Origin of the sequence: Maridesulfovibrio ferrireducens (assembly GCF_900101105.1) — a bacterium.
GTDB classification, from domain to species: Bacteria; Desulfobacterota; Desulfovibrionia; order Desulfovibrionales; family Desulfovibrionaceae; genus Maridesulfovibrio; species Maridesulfovibrio ferrireducens.
This window is the reverse complement of the sequence record NZ_FNGA01000001.1, coordinates 1,019,400-1,039,627: the sequence shown is the minus strand read 5'-3', so window position 1 is coordinate 1,039,627 and position 20,228 is coordinate 1,019,400. Positions and strand designations below refer to the sequence as shown.

18 protein-coding genes, 1 tRNA gene and 1 other RNA gene are annotated in these 20,228 nt (G+C 43.6%); 6 read left to right on the top strand and 14 right to left on the bottom strand.

The annotated features are described in order from the left end of the window. From ispD to rfaE2, 6 genes are all read right to left on the bottom strand, one after another. Entirely contained in the window at window positions 1–1,230 is a 1,230-nt protein-coding gene (gene ispD / locus BLT41_RS04680; protein ID WP_092158713.1) for a 2-C-methyl-D-erythritol 4-phosphate cytidylyltransferase, read from the bottom strand. Window positions 1,231–1,311: 81 nt separating this feature from the next. Next, window positions 1,312–1,682: RNase P RNA component class A (gene rnpB, locus BLT41_RS04675), an RNA gene on the bottom strand. A gap of 56 nt (window positions 1,683–1,738) precedes the next feature. After that, the gene (locus tag BLT41_RS04670; protein ID WP_092158711.1) at window positions 1,739–2,521 is read right to left on the bottom strand and encodes a zinc ribbon domain-containing protein; all 783 of its coding nucleotides are present in this window, start codon (window positions 2,519–2,521) and stop codon (window positions 1,739–1,741) included. 144 nt (window positions 2,522–2,665) lie between these two features. Continuing rightward, window positions 2,666–3,490, bottom strand: a complete 825-nt coding sequence (locus BLT41_RS04665; RefSeq protein ID WP_092158709.1) for a Nif3-like dinuclear metal center hexameric protein — start codon at window positions 3,488–3,490, stop codon at window positions 2,666–2,668. A gap of 206 nt (window positions 3,491–3,696) precedes the next feature. Then, a tRNA-Ile gene (locus BLT41_RS04660) sits at window positions 3,697–3,772 on the bottom strand. A 129-nt stretch (window positions 3,773–3,901) separates the two neighbouring features. Beyond that, a complete protein-coding gene (gene rfaE2 / locus BLT41_RS04655; protein ID WP_092158707.1) occupies window positions 3,902–4,414 on the bottom strand; it encodes a D-glycero-beta-D-manno-heptose 1-phosphate adenylyltransferase in 513 nt (170 codons plus the stop codon). 111 nt (window positions 4,415–4,525) lie between these two features. On the opposite strand from rfaE2, the gene BLT41_RS04650 reads away from it, so the two are divergent. Further along, window positions 4,526–5,179, top strand: a complete 654-nt coding sequence (locus BLT41_RS04650; RefSeq protein WP_092158705.1) for a CPBP family intramembrane glutamic endopeptidase — start codon at window positions 4,526–4,528, stop codon at window positions 5,177–5,179. Next, a complete protein-coding gene (locus BLT41_RS04645; protein ID WP_092158703.1) occupies window positions 5,180–5,503 on the top strand; it encodes a hypothetical protein in 324 nt (107 codons plus the stop codon). Window positions 5,504–5,562: 59 nt separating this feature from the next. On the opposite strand, the gene BLT41_RS04640 is transcribed toward BLT41_RS04645, so the two are convergent. From BLT41_RS04640 to BLT41_RS04615, 6 genes are all read right to left on the bottom strand, one after another. Further along, window positions 5,563–6,333 (bottom strand): YkgJ family cysteine cluster protein, encoded by a 771-nt coding sequence (locus tag BLT41_RS04640; RefSeq protein WP_092158701.1) that lies wholly within the window; start codon window positions 6,331–6,333, stop codon window positions 5,563–5,565. Then, complete coding sequence (locus BLT41_RS04635; RefSeq protein WP_092158699.1) at window positions 6,333–8,018, bottom strand: glycosyltransferase; 1,686 nt, start codon at window positions 8,016–8,018, stop codon at window positions 6,333–6,335. Before BLT41_RS04635 ends, BLT41_RS04640 begins: the two co-directional genes overlap by 1 nt. 98 nt (window positions 8,019–8,116) lie before the next feature. Then, entirely contained in the window at window positions 8,117–10,192 is a 2,076-nt protein-coding gene (locus tag BLT41_RS04630) for a glycosyltransferase (protein ID WP_092158697.1), read from the bottom strand. A gap of 68 nt (window positions 10,193–10,260) precedes the next feature. Further along, window positions 10,261–12,042: an amino acid ABC transporter permease gene (locus tag BLT41_RS04625; protein ID WP_092158695.1), complete on the bottom strand. Its 1,782-nt coding sequence runs from the start codon at window positions 12,040–12,042 to the stop codon at window positions 10,261–10,263. Between the two features lie 102 nt (window positions 12,043–12,144). After that, window positions 12,145–12,966, bottom strand: coding sequence for an ABC transporter substrate-binding protein (locus tag BLT41_RS04620; protein WP_092158693.1), 822 nt, complete (start codon window positions 12,964–12,966; stop codon window positions 12,145–12,147). Between the two features lie 72 nt (window positions 12,967–13,038). Then, the gene (locus BLT41_RS04615) at window positions 13,039–13,767 is read right to left on the bottom strand and encodes an amino acid ABC transporter ATP-binding protein (RefSeq protein ID WP_092158691.1); all 729 of its coding nucleotides are present in this window, start codon (window positions 13,765–13,767) and stop codon (window positions 13,039–13,041) included. Between the two features lie 410 nt (window positions 13,768–14,177). On the opposite strand from BLT41_RS04615, the gene BLT41_RS04610 reads away from it, so the two are divergent. Beyond that, entirely contained in the window at window positions 14,178–15,626 is a 1,449-nt protein-coding gene (locus BLT41_RS04610; protein WP_092158842.1) for a sigma-54 dependent transcriptional regulator, read from the top strand. Window positions 15,627–15,716: 90 nt separating this feature from the next. Here BLT41_RS04610 and serS read toward each other — a convergent pair whose 3' ends face one another. Together serS and BLT41_RS04600 are read right to left on the bottom strand one after the other, a co-directional pair. Continuing rightward, window positions 15,717–16,994, bottom strand: a complete 1,278-nt coding sequence (gene serS, locus BLT41_RS04605) for a serine--tRNA ligase (RefSeq protein WP_092158690.1) — start codon at window positions 16,992–16,994, stop codon at window positions 15,717–15,719. A gap of 104 nt (window positions 16,995–17,098) precedes the next feature. After that, window positions 17,099–17,506, bottom strand: a complete 408-nt coding sequence (locus BLT41_RS04600) for a hypothetical protein (protein ID WP_092158689.1) — start codon at window positions 17,504–17,506, stop codon at window positions 17,099–17,101. 201 nt (window positions 17,507–17,707) lie between these two features. Here BLT41_RS04600 and BLT41_RS04595 point away from each other — a divergent pair, with 201 nt between their 5' ends. The 3 genes from BLT41_RS04595 (at window position 17,708) to BLT41_RS04585 (ending at window position 20,224) form a co-directional block, all read left to right on the top strand. After that, window positions 17,708–18,430 (top strand): substrate-binding periplasmic protein, encoded by a 723-nt coding sequence (locus BLT41_RS04595; RefSeq protein WP_092158688.1) that lies wholly within the window; start codon window positions 17,708–17,710, stop codon window positions 18,428–18,430. Between the two features lie 64 nt (window positions 18,431–18,494). Beyond that, complete coding sequence (locus BLT41_RS04590) at window positions 18,495–18,971, top strand: CinA family protein (protein ID WP_092158687.1); 477 nt, start codon at window positions 18,495–18,497, stop codon at window positions 18,969–18,971. Window positions 18,972–18,985: 14 nt separating this feature from the next. Next, window positions 18,986–20,224 (top strand): carbohydrate porin, encoded by a 1,239-nt coding sequence (locus tag BLT41_RS04585; protein ID WP_092158685.1) that lies wholly within the window; start codon window positions 18,986–18,988, stop codon window positions 20,222–20,224. Window positions 20,225–20,228: the final 4 nt, after the last annotated feature.

The following is a 20,228-nucleotide window of genomic DNA, read 5'->3' as shown; positions in this document are numbered from 1 at the left end:
TCAGCCTTTAATTACTCTCTTAAGACCGGTCACGGCAGCAACAGCTTTAATTCCTTTCTTTTCGCCGGTAAAGCCGAGCTTTTCTTCGGTGGTAGCTTTGACATTAACCTGAGATTTATCAAGCCCCATAAGTGAAGCAATATTCTTTTGAATAAGGTTCCTGTGAGGAGAAAGTTTTGGTATCTGGGCTATTACGGTCAAATCAACATGAACAATTTCTACTCCGGCCTCATCAGCCTTGGCGAGCACTTCTGTAACGATTATGCCGCTGGACATGTTTTCACAGGCAGCACTCGTATCAGGAAAATGAAATCCGATATCTCCGCCACCGAAAAGGCCTAATATCGCATCCGCAAGAGCGTGTAAAAGAACATCCCCGTCTGAGTGGGCGATAACTTCAGGTCCGCCGGGAATAGGAACCCCACCGATGACCATAGGTCTACCGGGACCGTACCTGTGTACGTCATATCCCCAGCCGACACAGGGAACAGGCTGAACCTTTTCTTCAAGCTTTGCCAAATCTTCGGGATTTGTGATCTTCACGTTTGTCTCCTCTCCGGCACAAATATGAACCTTAACTTTTGACATTTCGGCCCCGAGCATTTCAACCCCAAACATCTCAACCATAGACGCGTCATCCGTAACATCCCACTTATTCTCATCAGCCATCTTATGTGCGGCAATAAGAACAGGCAACGAGAAACCTTGCGGAGTCTGAACAGCTCGAAGATTAGATCTGACCAAAGTCTGTTTAACGATATCACCGTCAACTTCTTTAATCGTATCAGTTACTTCAACAGCCGGAATAACCGCGGGAAGTCCGTCTTTAAGCATATCTATAATATTGGAAACCAGAGGGCCGGAAGCAAAAGGACGAGCGGAATCATGAACCAGAACATGTTCACATCTGGCAGACAAAACGCTGAGTCCGTTAAAAACGGAATCCTGCCGTCTTGCTCCACCGGCTACAACCTTAAAAGGCAAGCCGAGTGAATCTGATCCGTCAAGTTCGGAGACAACTGTTTTCATTTCTTCAACCTGATCAGGCGGAAAAACAAAAACAATCCCTGAAATACGAGGTGTATTTGAAAAAGTAATGGCAGAATGCCAAAAGAGCGGAAAGCCCTTCCATAAAAGAAACTGTTTTTTAACCCCGCCGACAGATGCAGCAAGGCGTGTACCGCTGCCTGCGGCTAAAATAACAGCCCAGACTTCACCGGATGCGCTCATAAAAATACTCCCTTCAACCCACACTCTTCCCGCGACCGCAGGATAAAATCAAAATATGGCCAGGGGAAGAGTCAAAAAAAAAGATGGAGTCGGACTGTAAGCCGGGTCTTGTTCCCGATAAAAACCGGGATAATCATCATTCCTCTAGGACGCATGTTACCATACGCCTCAAGCAACCTACCCGAAAGCTTCAGCCGGGCCGGCCTCAAACGCTTCCCTATTTGGTCTTGCTCCGGACGGGGTTTACCTAGCCGACCATGTCACCATGGCCGCTGGTGGGCTCTTACTCCACCGTTTCACCCTTACTCCGGTGTATAAAACACCGGGGCGGTCTGTTTTCTGTGGCACTTTTCCCGGAATCACTTCCGCTGGGAGTTACCCAGCGTCCTGCCCTTCGGAGCCCGGACTTTCCTCCCCGGTTTTAAAACCGCGGCGATGATCCGTCCAACTCCATCAAAAAAAAGGGGAGCTAAACTCCCCTGTACTTTATTCAAATATCAAAACTTTATTATTTTTTAACAGCTTTTTTCGCCTTTGAAGCTCTTTTAGGCTTTTCAGGCTTAACTGGTTCAGGCTCAGGCTCACTAGGTATCCAGTAAGTCAAACGCTGACAGTTAGGGCAGCTGATAATCTGTTTTCCTTCTTGCAGGCTATTGTAAACCTGAGGAGGAATCATGATATTACACCCGGTACAAAAGGAATCAATAACGGGAACAATTACCGGATGAGCAAGGCGTGAACGGATAAATTCATATCTGCCGAGGATAGGCGCCGGTACAACCAGTCCGCACTTGCCTCTCTGCCTGTTCAGCTTATCAAGCTTGCTCTGAGCACTTGTAAGCTTAGCTTTAAGTCCAACACGTTTCTCGCCAAGCTCAACATTCAAAGCTTCGATCTTCGTATTGTTTTCTTCATACATTTCGTTCTGACGAGTTGTTTCTTCAAGAACGGTTATCTTTTCTTCTTCGCGCAATCTGTTGAGCTTTTCGAGGCTGTCCATTTCACGCATCATTGCATGATATTCTTTAGTTGTGCCAACCAGCATCAACTTACTTTTGCTCTTCTTAACTTTTACGCCGTCTTCTTCGATTTCAAATTCGAGCTTTTTCTGCTGCTCTTTAAGAAGGGCAAGTTTCTCTTCAAGCTGTTCTTTACGCTTTTCAAGCGAAGCATGACGAGATTCTAAAGCTGCCACATCCTTGGGAGCCTGGTCGATTTCTGCTTCAAGAAGAAGAATGTCATCATCAACCTTCTGCAAAACTACAAGCTGTTCTACCTGTTTTTCATACATTATGGGTCCCCTTTTGCGAATGATTCTTAAAAATCTACACCGCATCGATGTTCGGAAACTATGAGCCGGCTATGCTGGTCTGTCCCGTAATAAAAACACATTCTGGCTTCGTAAGGCCTATACGAAACCTTAATTTTTCTTGCGCTATAAAAGTCCTGCCGAGGACTTACAGACACCCTTCCCCAGCAAATGATATGCAAAAGGATTGTGCCCGTTAAAAAATTTTACTTCAATTCCGTTTTCTAACTTCTGCCCTAAAACCACAGAAAAGCGACGCATCATCTCCTCTTCAAGAGAAAAATGCCCCACATCGAGAACGGCTCCGACACTTTCCTGTGCCGGATGATATTTAACATCGCCGGTAATAAAAACATCCGCACCCTGTGCGAAAGCCTTATCCATAAACGATGACCCTGAACCCGGGCACATGGCAACTTTTCTGACTTTTTCAGGAGCAGGCCCGCAAAGAGCGACAACCTCACATCCCGTAGCCTGAGCTACCCGTTCTACAAAATCTTCAAAAGGCAGAGCAGATTCAAGATCACCTATGCAACCATACCCGAGAATTTCACCCGAATCATCTTTTGCAACAGGATCAAGAACCTTTAGTTCCGAAAGCTCAAGTTCACGCCCAAGCCATGAAACAACTCCCCGAAACTGCACATCAAGTGATGTGTGTGCGGCACAAAGAGTTACATCTGCGCAAAGCACCTGTTTCATCACATCGCGAAACCAGCCAAGCTCAGCAGGAAGTTTCTGATCTATAGCCAATGGATGATGCGTCAGAATAAAATCTGCGCCCCATTCCAAGGCATCAGAAATAACCTGCGGCAGAGGATCAAGAGCCACTGCCACCTTTCTGATTTCTTTCTCAGGTCCGGCAATCTGCACACCGCAGTTGTCCCACGATGCAGCAAAACCTGAGGGTGCAAGCGTTTCAATAAGACTGATGACATTCGATGTTTTCATAAAAACCACCGTACACTCTCGCGCCGTTACTAACAAATGCACTTTTAAGACGAAAAGGTCTCTCGCTTACAAATACCACAAAATATCAATTTCGAAGAAAAGAAGATGCTCCCTCGGGGCTACCCCCTGGGAGCACAACATCTTTCTAAAAAAGAAAGTCGTAAAATTCTGGATAGTTTTTGAGATGCATCCATATGATATTTTGATGGTGGGCCAACCAGGACTTGAACCTGGGACCATCCGGTTATGAGCCGGGGGCTCTACCAACTGAGCTATTGGCCCTTTTTCCCAAGAGAGGCGAGCTAAATAGCCCAACTTTGACAACCTTGTCAAGTGTTCAGAAAAATTAAACCAACAAAAAACGTAATAACTACCTAACACAATTACTCAAAGACTTAAACAAGAGACTGTCTATTCAACCTCATTCTCTCTGATAAAGCGGATGACAGAGGTAGTAGAATATCCGGGAAGCAAGGGAAGACTAAGCACAACGCCGCCCCGTCCCTCAACGACATCCCGCCCTACGATATTATCAACAGTCCAGTCGCCGCCTTTAACAAGAACATCAGGCTGAACTTTTTTAATTAATTCATAGGGAGTATCTTCGTCAAAAACTATTACAAAATCAAGGCTGGCAAGCCCGGCTAGAACAAAAGCCCTTTGCTGCTGAGAAACAACGGGCCTTTTTTCACCTTTAATGGAATGTACAGATTGGTCACTGTTCAGCCCCAAAACAAGGATATCACCTTGCGCTTTTGCCCGTGCAAGCAGGTCAACATGCCCGGCATGAAGAATATCAAAACACCCGTTGGTGAAAACTATTTTTTGATCCGCACCGATGTTTGATCTAATCTTTTCAAACTCATCAACAGAGAGTATCTTCGGGCTGTTAAGATCAATATTTAATTTTTCCGGCAATGCCATATCTCCAATTTACTTCTAAAAAATATAAATTCAGTTTTAATGCGTAAAAAAGCAAGCTCTCAAGAACACAGATAATAATCAGCTTAACAAAGTTGGCAAGGAGAATTTTTTGTGAATATCAAAAACAAATCTCTCATTTTAATTATCACAGCTATCCCGTTCTACCTTAACGACTTTTCAAATATTTTTATTCAAGCAGAATTGCCGTGGCTTCTCATCGATTATTCGCTTAAATTAATCCCGCTGGGTTTCATTTTCTACATGGTCGGAAAGAAAATTCTGAACCTGAAAGACCTCGGTTTAATACCCCTTTCACCAATCAAATTTATTTTATGGACCATAGGAATTACACTTCTGGGACTTTGCCTTGATGAACCGGGATTTGCACTCTGGAACAAAATACTGCCATCCTTCAAACTTGGAACAATCCCCATAGGCGCGGATTCAACGCTATACACGTTTGATATGACAGTTGGCCTCATGCTTGTAGCAATTGCAGAGGAAATAATCTTTCGTGGACTGACATTCACTGTGCTAAAAGAAAAAGGGGTTTCACCCGCCGCAATATTCATAATTTCCGGCATCGCCTTCGGTTTGATCCATTGGTCCGCCGGACCTGTTGCAGTTGTTGCCACAGCCCTTACAGGTTCAGGACTTATGATCTGCATGTGGAAAACAAAATCAATTCTGCCGACCATCGTTGCTCATTATATTATAAACTACTTGTCCTTTTCAGGGCAGGCTTCGAACTTCTGGGGAATATAAATGTACAAAATCTTCCTTGCTGCAATTCTACTTTTATTAATTACTGCCCGAACCGGATTATGTGAAGATTACTGCAACCAGATAATAGATTCAGACCTTTATCACCTTTGCAATAAAGAACCTGAATTTATTAAAAATAAGGACTTACGCTATCTGGCAAAAGGACAGTGTAACTTAATAGAAAATGAAAATATGTATTATTACTGCACAGGGGAAAATGATCAAATCATAGATCGTAACTGGCGGGCGCTTGCGGACGGGAATTGTCACTTAATTTCAGAGGATCAAAACTTATATTACTATTGTAAGAAAATAAAAAAATAAAACCCCCGATAACAGCCTTTGCCATTACCGGGGTCATCAAAACCATTTCTGCTTTAAAACTATTTCTTAGGCTGTAAATTCTCAGAAGAACCGAGAACAATAAGTTCCACCCAGTCGAGGGCGAAGTTAAGACATTCTTCCTCATCGCTGAGGATAGCAGCCTGTCTTTCTTCCGAGACTTCAAGTCTAGCAAATACATTCATATCTCTTACAAAATTCGTAAAATTATCAACCTGATACAGTGCAAGAAAAACCATATTCAGTTTTTTATCATCAAGAACAATTCCGGCCTTGCGAGCACGGGTCATGATGCGCATGTAGCGGTCATTGACTCCGTTGTAGTCTTCAAGACCTTGATCTTTCAACCATTCTTCGCTGGTCCATTCTTTTTCTTCTTCAAACCCGCGACAGTGTGGTTCCTTTACAATAAAAAACTGCTCGATCATCTCGCCTTCTTCACCCATTCTGGAAGCCCTGCCCAGCGGATAAGTACGGCAAGCACCGGGTCTGTTCGGATAAACAGAACAGCCTTCATCACGCACAAAAGGACAACTGCGCTTTGAATTATCCAGCATACGGAGCTTCGTCATGGGGAAACCGATACCGGGAGTACGGCTGATGTCTACGTGGTTATGAATAAATTTTTTGCTGTCGTGACCAAGTTCCTTACGCAATCTGAGCACATCATACGGAGTGAGCATCAGGTTCAAGTCGCCGCAACAGGCGTTGAAACAAGAAATTCCGGGATGACATGAAAAAGCAAAAGTTTTGCCAGCTTCAAGTTCTGGCAAATTATTCAAAAAATCTTGGGTATTATCGTGATCAGACATTATTCCTCCGTATCGGATTCAGGCGACAGGCTTTCTAAAAAGCCATTTTCAGCCAGATATTTAATCTTTTTCTCAAGGTCACGCTGAAGAAGCCTTTCTTCATCAGCCATAATTCCCAATATTTCACTTCGTGGATGCATGGCCTGCATTTTATATTTATTACCAAGTGCATTTCCTTCCTGCATAACGGAAACACGGCTTGCCGCGCCGGTATTCTTCCGATGCAGTATACGAAGATGCCCTTGATACACGGCAAACTCGCCTTTAAGACAGTTTCGCAGATCGTGTTCCATATCATCGTATTGAGACGGAGAAAGGAACAGGGAAAAGCCCCCGTTGTCAAGAAGCTTCTCGGTTCTGAACATGTGGCAGCACCCCGTGACGGAAGCACAGGGACGCATGTAATCGAAATATCCACCATCAAGCACTTGGTGGTGAAGATCGGAAACTTTAAAAGGATTAGGAGCAATTCTGGTCAAATCAACTTCCGGCCCGGCTCCTTCCTCTCCCGGCGGCTGAATAAGATGCAAATCAACGGACTGCATCACTGCAGGCGAAATATAATCAACAACCTTGCAACCCCAGACTCCGGCATCAGGATATTCCTGAACAGCGGACCCGAGACGCATAAGCCAGTCCGGTTGAACTTCCACATCATCATCAAGATAAACCGCAAAATCGCATTCTTTAACTTCCGGCACATTCATCAGCCAGTTCCGCGCAGCAGCGGCACCGACATTAACAGGCAGATCAATACGGACCATCCGGTCCCCGAATTCCTGTTGCCAACGATCAAGAACTTCAGCAGTGGAATCGCTTGAACCGTTATCAAGCATAAAAATTTTGGCATCATTTAATTCAGAGCGATGCAAAGACCCAAGGGTTGCATCCAGCTCCTCAAATTTATTGAAAGAATATAAAAGTATTGCAACACTGCCGGCAAGCTGATCCTTTTGAACATCTAAACCGCGCACCAGATCATGCAGACGTAAAGTCTCGGAGCTTCGCCAAGGCTGAACCTGCACAGAGCCGGAAAGAAGGCTCACGGCAGATTCCCGGTCATCAAGCGCCAAAGCAACGGAAGCCGCTAAGTTTGCAAAATTTTCAATGCCGAAGGACTCGGAAGCGGAACGCAAGGACTTGAAAGATTGAACATTATCCCCGGACATAAAAAGAAAAAAGGATTTAGCCGCATTAACAGCAGGCATAAGTTCAGGACTGAATTCTGCGGAAAGTAATTTTACACCAAATTCAAAATCTGAATTGGCACCGGCATAAATAAGGCCCTGTTGAATCCAGAATAAATTACGCGGTTCTTTCTCAATACAGGAAAGAATGTAAGAGCTGATTTTCCGGGTGTCTCGCTTGGAAGTGATTCGTAAAAAATAAGAAATATTATCCGGTCGTATCCAATTTTCACCGACGGCTGAAATGCATCGGGCGACAGACAGCGGAAAAAAAGAAACAAGCGTTTCAATATTTAAAAGCTGCTGCGCAGTATTACCGTCAAAAGGATTCGCCGCATATGCCGCGAGCAGGATTTCAACCGCAAGCTGTGGATCTGATTCCAGACACCGCATTCCGGTTTCTAATAAATGCTTTCCACCGACTGAGCCTAAAAGCAATTTCGGACGGACGGAACCGTCTATTCCGGCCCAATAATTTTCAATAGCGGATGCTTCCATTACTAATGCCACTCCTCACTTGTTACGAACTGCCGCACGCTGACCATAAAGGCATACAGCACGCATCATAAAAGTGTCAAAACAGCTTTAAACCGAACCTACTCTTCCATAATAGCGTCAATATCAAGAGGTTCGGTCTTCGGATCATCCTTAGTGTAAGAACTGTAAACACCGAGTAGAGCGCGTGACTTTGCAGAGTTACTCATAAGGATTCTGACGATTTTACGATTCAGTCTGCCCATATTTTTGCGAAGGTCGCCATCATCTATCAATTTCTTAATTGCATCAGAAATGGCTGAAACATCTTCGACAGGACACATAAAACCATTCACCCCGTCACGAATAAGCTCAGAAGTACCTCCGGCATCAGTACACACCGTGGCAAGTCCTGCGTCAAAAGCTTCAATAAGCGTATTCGGCATTGATTCCTGACGGGAACTCATGACGTAAATATGGGAAGTAGCGAGTAAACGAACCGTATCGTCATGACTGACGTAGCCCGGACATTCAATGCGCTCAAGCGTCGCAGGCGAAACAATATCTTTATAAGCTGAAAGATCTTCCAGACCGACAGCAATAAAACGCACACCCTCGCACGAATCCTGTGAAAGGAGATTATCAACAGCTTTGATGAAAACGTCAGGCCCTTTTGCATACCCTGAATTGCCTACATAGATAACAGATGTAGCAACGGAACGACGAGGCTTACGCCCTCCTCCGGCAAAGGAGTTGTACACAACATGCGCCCTTTTGGACGGAACTCCATGCTTCAAAAGCACATCACGGCATTTAACGGAATTACAAATATATCCGTTGCCTATCATTGAAAAAAGAGGAGCGAGCGGATTCGGCTTATAAATTACGCCCCGATTAAAAAAGAGTTTGAACTTCTTCCTTCCGAACAGAGACAACCCTTTTGCAATACACGCAATTTTAACAGCCCGATTATGATAAGTGTGAACGACATCTATATTCTTTTCAGAAATAAGATCAGAAAGGAAATTCGCCGCTGTAAACAGATTCTTAAAGTCATCCAGTACAACAACTTCGGCTCCGATGCCTTCCAGTTCCGCAATAAGAGCGGACTCTGGCGGCAACACTGCCACAACTTCCATACCTGCCGAGCGCATTGCTTTGGCACTATTGATAAGCTGCCTGCTGCCGCCGGAAAGTTTCCCGGTATCAGTGATATATAAAACCCGGCCGATGTCGTTTTTCTTGCTGAAAAATTTAAAACATCCCACCGCAACCGCTTCGTTCGAATACATGAGAAGACGTTTGCGAATCCACGCAGCGTCCTTACTTGATCCGACACCTATGCGGTTAATGCGCATAGGATCAGTTCCGAGCATGTTAGCGGATCTTTCCAGCGTAAAAGTTCCTTCAAAACCGCAGGCTGAAGCTTCCTGCATGGAAAGAGAATCAAAGTGTCCCCAAGGCCAGCAAAAAAATTGACGCTTTGCCCCGTTTATTTCTTTAATTTTTTCCATACAACGGCTGAAATCTTCTCGACAGAACTGTCTTCTTTCCTCATCAGTACGCTTTTTGAAAAGCACACGCCCTTTACGGAAAATAGGCCAGAAACCATTGTACGCAAAAGCACTGCCATTATCAAAAACAGAAAGTTTTGGATTAAATCTGCGATAAATGCCCCAAGTGGACCAATGGGAATCAGCAGAAAAATTACCGCGGGACCGGAAATCTTTAAAGCATCCCTGATGATTGCAGGTATGAGCATAAACTTCCATTCCCTTGTCGTGGACAAGAGATTTAAGTTCAGCTTCATTCATGAATTGTGAGGTGTCTTTTTCGGATAAGGCTTTGATGAAAGCTTCGCGCATAGGCAGGATTTCAGGAACATCCGATTTTAATCGAATTTTTCCCTCACCGATAAAATCACTGACAGCAAAAAAGACTCCGGTCATTCCACGCTCTTCGAGCATAGGAACAACATTCAGCCAATTACTGATATGACAGTCATCAAAAGTAAGAACTACATATTTTTTATCGAGCTTACGCCGACCCAAACATATGTCATACAGGTGACTCGCACTGATAGTTTTAAATCCCATCTCAACAATAGTATCGAGATGAGCAGCAAAGGTTTCAGGCGAATGACCGTCTTCTTCGCAGACGGCATGATAACAAAAAACAGGTATACTCTTACCAAACATGAGCTTCTCCGGACGCTTCAATTAAGAATCCCCCCTGCAAACAACAAACACAAGGGGGAGGAAATCAATTACATCTGCAACCGGAAGGTATCCGTTGACAACTTCCGCTCAAGGCGTCTTGCCACGATGCTCATCATGTAGCAACAGATAAAATACAAAGCTGCCACGGTTGTGTATATCTCAAAAGGATAAATCATAAGCCTGTTATTAAGCCCCTGTGCGACAAAAGTAAGCTCAAGGACTCCGATAACAAAGGCCAGAGAGGAATCTTTAAAAATCGCAATAAACTGTCCGACAATAGCGGGAAGCATCTGTTTCAGGGCTTGTGGAAGAATAATTTTACGCATGGCCTGAAGATAGGTCAGCCCGGTACTCACGGCTGCTTCAAGCTGCCCCGGAGGAATATTCTGAATACCGCTTCGCACAATTTCAGCAAGATAAGCGCCGGTAAAAACAGTCAGAGCAATGGTAGCACTCCAGAAAACATTCAAAAATGTTCCGGTCAAAATGGGAATAAAGAAATAAATCCAGAAGATAACCATGATCAGCGGGTTACCGCGGATAAGTTCAATATAAAGGGTGCTGGGTATAAAAAACAATTTATTCTTGGAAGTTCTGCCGACCCCAACAATAAGCCCAATAAAGAAACTTACTGAAATCGCTATGACAGACATAAGGATCGAGAAGGATAATCCGCCGAGTCCCCACAAAACTTCGTTAGGACCGCCGCTAGGAAATCTCCAGTAAATGAGCGTTCCGAGATTGTCCCATATAACCTGAAAATTAAATCCGGATAAACCGACTCCCGCCATAACAACTACAAATAACAAAAATGAAACGAAAGTAGCTTTCCATACCAGAGAGAAAATTTTCTTAATTTTATTCAACAAAGCCTTTCTGGCAGCCTGAGCACGGGTAAGATTAAAATCTTCTGAACGTCTGCGGAAACAACAACTGCTGAGCGCGGACAATAAGGAAAGAGGAGCCAGAAAAGGCCAGAAAAAAATATCAGCAAAAGCGTGACCGATTGTTTTATCTTTTTTAGGAATAATTTGAAGCTTAAGATTCACCAGATTCAAAATTCCGGCAATAATCAGCGAAAGTGAAAGATACACAATCGTTGCCGCAGTAGTCGCTTCAAAACCTTTAAATGTAAGGGATTCTATCTGCTGAGAAGCCCAGCAAAGCTCTGTAACACCAACAACCATAGCAAGCGATGAGTTCTTCATATTGTTTAAGAACTCACTGCCGAGCGGAGGAATAATAGCTCTGAAAGCCAGAGGAAGAACGATCTTGCTAAGGGTCTGGAACGGCGTAAGGCCGGATGAATATGATGCTTCCAGAAGCCCTTTTGGAATGGACTGAATACCCGCGCGAATAACTTCAGCCATAAAAGCACTGGTGTATATGCCGAGAGCAAGAGTCGCCGCGACCATTTCATAATTATAATCGAAAAGTTTATTACGCAATTCTTCCGGCAGTCCCATGGGAAGAGCAAAATACCAAAAGAAAAGTTGAATCAAAAGCGGTGTATTTCTAAAAAACTCAACATAAGCGGAAGCGAACCAATTCACAGGCTTAAATTGTGACAGTCGGCCTAAACCGAACAAAACACCCAGTCCCAACGCAATTCCCGAACTGATAAGGGAGATGGTTATGGTGTTTCCCAGTCCGGTGATGAGCATGTCGCCCAGCACAACGCCATAAGACGCATCCTTTTTATAAAGAACACTCCAGTCAAATTTATAGCCGAAGTCAAAAACCCAGCCGAAATAATAAACCAGCAGAGCTGTCAGTGTTGCAAGACACAGGTACTGCACCCAAGCTTTTTCAAGATAACGATTAATCATTGCTGAATTTTCTCATTGATTCGATTTTTTAAAAAAATGGCGGGACCGATAACTTGTATCGGTCCCGTCTGATCTCGCGATTAAGTGAGATTTATGTGTCCGCTAAGGCCACATTTCAATTTTATCAGTCATAGGGAAATAATATTTGGTGTCAGGACCGTACCATTTGTCATAGATTTTCTGGTAAGTTCCGTCGTTCCACATATCCTGCAAAGTGAAGTTAACTGAATCACGCCATTTGGAATCATCTTCAGGAAGACCGATACCGTAAGGCTCGTTGGAGAAGAATTCACCTACAAGTTCAAACTTGCCGGGAATCTGTGCAGCATAGCCGAGCAGAATGGTGGAGTCAGTAGACCATGCGTCAACACGACCCATCTGCAAAGCCTGGAAACACTCAGATTCTTTCTGGAAAGAAATAACTTTAGGAGCTGGATCGCCAAGTTTTTTGAGTGCTGCAACAACGTTCAGCTCAGAAGTTGTACCCTGCATGGTAGCAACTCTTTTGCCTACGAAATCTTTAAGAGTGCTGAACTTGCCTTTAGGAGCAAGCATTTTCTGTCCGTCGAAAAAGTAAGTAATGGAAAAATCGATGGAATTGTCGCGTGAGCGTTTGTGGGTCATGTTGGAAAGAGACATGTCGATACGGCCCTGCTGCAGGAATCCGATACGAGTCTTGTTGTTAACAGGAACCATTTCAAGCTTAAGACCCATTTTGTCTGCAATAGCCTTAGCGATATCAACGTCAAATCCAACCCATTCTTTCTTTGCATTGTAGAAAGCTCCGGGGATGGAGTCTGTCATGATACCGGCACGAACAACTTTATCTTTCATTACCTGATCGTAAGTTGCTCCGGCAAAAGCAGAAGCCGCAAAAGCCAAAACCAGAGAAGCCGCAAGGGCCATAATCATCAATCTTTTCATTTTTTCCTCCAGATATAAAAATAAAAAAACAAAAAAAGAGCGGCTTCCCCTACAAGAGGAAACCGCTTTCAGCTAATGTGAGAGAATCTTACTTAGGAACAATTTAGAACGTTCATGCTGCGGATTGTTAAAAAATTCATCCGGAGTATTCTGTTCTATGAGAGCGCCTTCGTCCATAAATATAACCCTGTCCGCAACTTCACGGGCAAAACCCATTTCATGCGTAACACAAACCATGGTCATGCCCTCACGGGCAAGAGCCTTCATAACGTCCAGAACTTCATTAATCATTTCAGGATCAAGGGCAGAAGTAGGCTCATCAAAAAGCATAATATTAGGATGCATGGCAAGACCGCGTGCAATAGCCACACGCTGCTGCTGTCCACCGGAAAGCTGTGCAGGATAATCGCTGGCTTTATCTGGAATATTGACCTTGGACAGCAATTCCATAGCAAGATCTTCTGCATCCTTGCGTTTCATATTGCGCACCATGGTCGGCGCTAACATTATATTTTCTAAAACAGTCATATGCGGGTACAAGTTGAACGACTGAAAAACAAACCCGATCTCTGCACGAAGCAAAGGAAGGTTTACTCTCGGTCCGTTGACATCAATCCCTTCTACAATAATCTCGCCTTCCTGAATCGGCTCGAGACGATTAATGCAGCGGATCATGGTACTTTTACCAGACCCTGAAGGACCACAGACAACAACGACTTCACCCTGCTTAATATGAATATTTAAATCACGCAGGGCGTGATACTCACCATAGTATTTATTAACATTATTAAACTTTATCACTTTTGTATAAACCCGTTGTATATTTTATTCTTTAAAAGAGCTTGAGCAATTATCAAATGGACAAAAATTCGGCAAGCCCTCTCCATTTTTAGCTTAAAGCTCTGCTTTTGACGTTTTTAGGAATTATTTCACGCAAAAAATACTGAATAATCAAAAGATGCCTAACTTTTTACTTAAACCATCATTTCTGACAAATTTGTTCATTTCGAAAAAAGAAATTTAATTACATTTTTTTACGTTTTCTTTAAAATACTTCATCACAATAGGCATGATGGCTATGTTTTTTACTGTAAACAAGAGACGTTAGCCTCTTCAGATATCTCTTTGCCACTGTTTTCGGCTCACTTTTTATTCATGTCTATAATATAATGGAGTTGAAAAGGTTGCCAGTTACGGATATGAGTTCAAACATGCCTGATAATACTTTACTATTCATCGCCGAACCACAATCCGTGACTTCCGTCTTCTCTCCACTAAAAGAAGCGGGGTTTCAGGCTGGACTTGCTGACAACCTCGCAGGCGCAATAAATTTTATAAAAAAATCAAAACCGTGCCTGATTTTCACCAGACCGGTTATGCAGGGATATTCAGCTCAGGCCCTTTTGGCAGAAGCAGTCAATATTGAGAATTTTCCTCCTGTAATTATTTTTTCCCGTAACGGTTCTGCGGATGAAGCTCAGAAATTTTTAGAACTGGGAGCACGCGACTACTGGCTTGAGCCTCTTTCATGGGAAAAAATCAAGCTGATGCTCCCTGAAAAAAAACATCCGGCCCAATTGCCTGACGAAATTGTCCCTCCCGCAAAAAGCGGCTCACAGGGAACTCAAGGCCGTTATCAGGTTATCGGAAACCATCCGGCAATGCAGCGGGTCCTCGGCCTTGCCAAACAAGTCGCTAAATCAAAAGCAACGGTTCTTATTTCCGGCGAATCCGGAACCGGTAAAGAAATGTTCGCCAGATTTTTGCATCATCATTCAGACCGAAGCGACCGTGCATTTGTTGCAATCAACTGCGCAGCCCTTCCCGAACATCTCTTGGAATCTGAACTTTTCGGACACGAAAAAGGTTCCTTCACCGGAGCAATAAGCCGAAAGCTGGGTAAATTTGAACTGGCTTCAGGCGGAACAATACTTCTTGATGAAATAACTGAAATGGAACTAGGCCTTCAAGCCAAACTTCTAAGAGTTTTACAAGAAGGTGAAATTGACCGTGTAGGCGGAGTAGAAACGGTAAAGGTGGATGTAAGGGTTCTTGCCACTACCAACCGCAATATTGAAGGCGCAGTAAAAGAAGGATCTTTCAGGCAGGACCTTTTTTACAGATTAAATGTTATCCCGCTGAAACTTCCGGCCCTTGCCCAGCGCGGCGACGACATAATGCTGCTTGCAAAATTTTTCGTTGAAAAATACTGCCGGGAATATGGACTCACTCCGCTTGCTTTTTCAGATGAATCTGTGAAGTGGCTCCTTGGATATGAATGGCCCGGTAATGTACGTGAACTGCAAAACCTTATGGAACGAGCCGTTCTCCTCTCTGGAGCCGGACCTATTGCATCAAAACACTTTCTGAATGACCCGGACGCATGGATGCCGGAAGACTCATTCCAACCGATATCTGAATCCTCAGAACCGGGAGCATCTGCCACCGGATCAGAGCAGACAGCAAACACGGCGATGCCCGTCGGGGGGTCAGCGCATTCAGGAGTTGTGACTATTTCAGAAATGGAAAAACAGCTCATAATACGAAGTCTGGATCAAACCAGCGGAAACAGAACCAAAGCTGCCGACCTGCTCGGGATTTCAGTCCGCACACTGCGAAACAAGCTGAACGACTACAAGAAAACAGGGCTCAATCTCTAAAAACTACGCAGCCTTACAAATAAGAAAACGGTCCACCTGCATATTGAGCAGATGGACCGTTTTTATTTTTATAAGATAAAACAGGATTAACTATTCAGGCTTAATGACTTCAAGTCCGCCCATGTAAGGTTTCAAAGCGTCAGGTATTAAAATAGTTCCGTCTTTCTGCTGGTAGTTTTCAACCACTGCAACAAAAGTACGCCCTACAGCAAGTCCCGACCCGTTTAATGTATGTACATACTGTGCTTTTTTGGAATCTTTGGGCTTAAACTTAATATTTGCTCTGCGGGCCTGAAAATCACCGCAGTTTGAACAAGACGAAATCTCACGATATTTATCCTGACCGGGAAGCCAGACTTCGAGATCATAAGTTTTCTTTGCACCGAATCCTATATCTCCAGTACAAATAGTTATTACTCTATAGTGAATATTAAGACGTTTAAGAATCTCTTCTGCGTGAGAAGTCATCAATTCAAGCTCTTCAAAAGATTTATCAGGATGTGCAAAGCGAACCATTTCAACTTTATGGAACTGGTGCTGACGAATTAGCCCTTTTGTATCTTTACCGTACGACCCGGCTTCTGATCTGAAACAAGGAGTAGGTGCGCAGTAGGCAACCGACAATTCAGATTCATCTAAGATTTCATCTCTATGAAGATTAGTGAGAGGCACTTCCGCTGTAGGAATCAAAAAGTATTCTGAATTTTCAAGCTTGAACAGATCTTCCGCAAATTTGGGAAGCTGCCCTGTTCCGTAAAGAGAATCACGGTTAACAATATATGGAGGAATTATTTCAATGTAACCGTGCTCCATAGTCTGAATATCGACCATAAGAGATGTCAAAGCTCTTTCAAGCCTTGCACCCCATTTACGCAGAACGGCAAAACGCGCCCCGGTAAGCTTTGCGGCACGTTCAAAATCAACTCCGCCAAGCTCAACAGCAAGATCCCAATGCTCACGCGGTTCAAAATCGAGCACAGGCTTTTCGCCCCACACCCTTATGACGGGGTTATCATCTTCACTCGCTCCCACAGGAACGGATTCGTCGGGAATATTAGGAACAGATACAAGCCAGTCATGTTCTGCGACTTCAATATCTTTTAAATCTTCATCGAGAGCCTTGATTTTGCCGGCAAGTTCACCCATGCGGGCAATAATTCCATCAGCATTTCCGCCTTCGCGTTTAATCTTGGCAATATCAGCGGAAGTGGTGTTGCGCTCAGCTTTCAGGACTTCTACTTCCTGAACAAGCTCTCTGCGACGGCCATCAAGCTCATTGAACTCTTCAACGTCCAGCTTGGAATTTCTGTTTTTCAGACTTTCGCGGACAACATCCAAATTATTACGAACAAATTTTAAATCGAGCATTTAGTTCTCCTCATATTCTCCCCATATTGGTCATTGCCTTTGCTGTAACCAATGTCAGCACAGTAATAAAGGGGATTTTTTAAACATCGGCGGAAAAACCCAACCTACAAATCATCAATGCCCATAAGTTTATTGTCATGAACACACCATATATTAACACAAAGCCCGATAAACAGAAGTAATGACATTAAACTTCCTGACCAGCAGGCAACTAATACAAAAATAAACCCGGCAACAAGCCCGAAAACCTGAAATCCCTTTTTCCATCCCCAAGGCTTAGCAATCCATGATCTTTCCGTTTCAAGGATTTTTTCAATATAGGTAAAGGGAGGCGTAGGATCGGGAAGTTTTATCAATGATCCCCACAAGCCGGCCATTGAAATTAAAAAAATAAAAAAAGATCGATGCCACAAGGCCAGAAGAAAAACACCGAACCCGAGAACTCCAAGTATCCAGTTCCAATGGCTCTGATGTCTCTGCCAATAAAAATTTATATGTTTTCTAAAATTCATTTGTTTATTATAATATCAAGGTTAACCATTTTACTACAAAATAATAAATGATTCACAGCACAACTCTCTGATAAGTATGCCCTATCACTTTCTCTGGCAAGCTCAGCATTAGATATAAAACAAACTAAATTAAATTGACTATCTGTGTTATCGTAAAGACTCACACTCCAACTTGCTACGCATTTAGGAGGGAATTAGGCCATGCGTTATTTAGCGATACTCATTATTTTTAATTTGCTCTTAGCAGTGCCGGCGGCAAATGCAGAAAACAAAACCCTGACATTCACAACGGGAGATGACAGGGATGACGCTCGCACCAAAGCAATGAAAGAACTGCTGACAACTTGTTTCAATCGCATGAATATAAAAATTAATATTATCCCCATGCCATCTGAACGCTCACTATATAATGCAAATGCCGGGACTCAAGATGGCAACTTTCTACGGACTGAAGGAATTTCAAAATCCTACCCTAATTTAATCATGGTTCCAGAGCCTTTTTATGTAAACACGATCGTAGCCTTTTCACACAATAAAAATATCAAAATAGACGGATGGAAAAGTTTACTTCCTTATCGCGTAGTCTGGGTTAAGGGCTGGAAAAATTGTGATCGTGAGCTGAGTAAGGCTAAAAGCGTAACCAGAGTCAGGAGTGAAAAAGCGCTATTTTTATTCTTGGCAAAAGAACGGGCTGACGTAGGTGTTTTTGGCCTGAGTACTGGATCAGCAATGCTTAAAAAATTAGGCATCACTAATGTATACCCTTTATCTCCCGCAATACTTTTAAGTAATTTATACCTTTACATTCATATAAAGCATATCTCCTTAATCCCTCAGATAGTAAAAACGCTTCAAGAAATGAAGTATGACGGGACATACGAAAAGATCACAAATAAATACAAATCCATAAAGCCGACTGAATAGCTGAAATCCCCCACCTATATCTTTCCCTCTTCAAATATCATTAAATTAAGTATAGAGTTCCTGCATGATAAATACAGTACCCTCAATCGGAAATATCCTTATTGATAAAAAGTGGACCATGGCAACGGCTGAATCATGCACCGGAGGTCTGGTTTCAGCGACTCTTACAGACTTTTCCGGAAGCTCATCCTGGTTCTCAGGAGCCATCGTAGCCTATTCAAACGAAGTCAAAATAGCCCTTCTAAACGTCCCTGAAGCAATCATAATAGAACACGGAGCAGTCAGCGAACCGACAGTCAGAGCTATGGCTGAGGGAGTCTGCACAGCGCTTAGCACAAACGTAGGAGTATCTCTTTCAGGTGTTGCCGGACCGACCGGCGGAACCCCGGAAAAACCTGTCGGTACGGTATGGATGGGCTGGCATGTTAACGGAACCACCTATTCAGAAAAATTTCTTTTTCCCGGAGATCGTATAAGTGTTAAGCAGCAAAGCCTGCATAAAATACTGGAAAGACTCCTCGAAATTCTCAAAACCAGCTGAACCGGGAACTTTCAATGACAAGAATATTCTCCATACTGCTACTGCTCATTCTCACTCCCGGAACATGTCTGGCTTACACCTCAAACAATCTGTATAAACAGCTAGACCTCTACGGGGATGCCGACAAACGGAAAATCGGTTTTATGAACCAATTCCGCGAATCATGGGCGGAAGTGCAGAATGCAACAGGCCCGCTGGTCATAGATGGAGATGTGCTCGGTTACTGGCAGGGCTATGCAGATTCAAAAATTTCCGGGGACAAGAAGGAAGGCAGAGACTACGGAGGATTCAAAGCTCGTCTCAGACTCAATTGGAAACCTGTTGAAGATGGACAACTATTCATACAGCTGCAAGGCGGACAAGCCGATACAGGCAGCAACCCGTCAAGCCGGGGAATGGTTGCCACACCTCTAAACTCGCTCGCCTCACGTACAACAGCAGGTGGACAGGCTTCTATTTCAGATGTCCTGTACACTCATCATTTTGCAAAAGATAAATTTTTCGTAACTCTAGGTTGGAGTGAACCTGAATCTTTTCTTGATGCCAACCGTTTTGCCGGAAACGGACGAACACAATTCACCAATACGATATTCAACAACGAACCTATTTTTGACTTAGTTGATGAAAACCATCCTATCATTGCTGCGGGCTACAGCCCTGTTGAAGAATTCAAATTCACATTCCTTGCCCAATCCATCAGCAGATCAGCTTTGCCACGAGATCAGCAAAAACAAGGATTTGATGACCTGTTAGACGACCCTTTTTTAGGCGGGCAACTGACCTACTCTCCATCATTTGGCAATTTACCGGGCAACTATCGTCTTTTCGGTTGGACCAATACATATAAACAAACTCGCCTTGATGGAAACGGCGACTCTGCAAACTGGGGATTCGCCTTCAACATGGACCAGAATCTGACCAAAGACTTCGGTATATTTGCGAGAGTAGGGAAGGGCAACAGCGCTGTAAACAACATCACATGGAGTTGGTCACTCGGCACGAACTGGCAAGCGTGTATTCCGGGCAGAGATGAAGATGTGTGGGGAGTTGCAGCCGGCGGCGTGCAGGGAAACAAACACACCGCAAATAAGGATATGGAATTCCATTATGAAACATTCTACCAGATCAAAATCAGCAACAATTTCTCGATTGTTCCGGATTTAACTTATGTATCGAACTCTCTGGCAAATAATGGTAATGATGATATTGTGTTCGGAATGTTGAAATTTTTCTTCTCTTTTTCCACACCCTGATCAT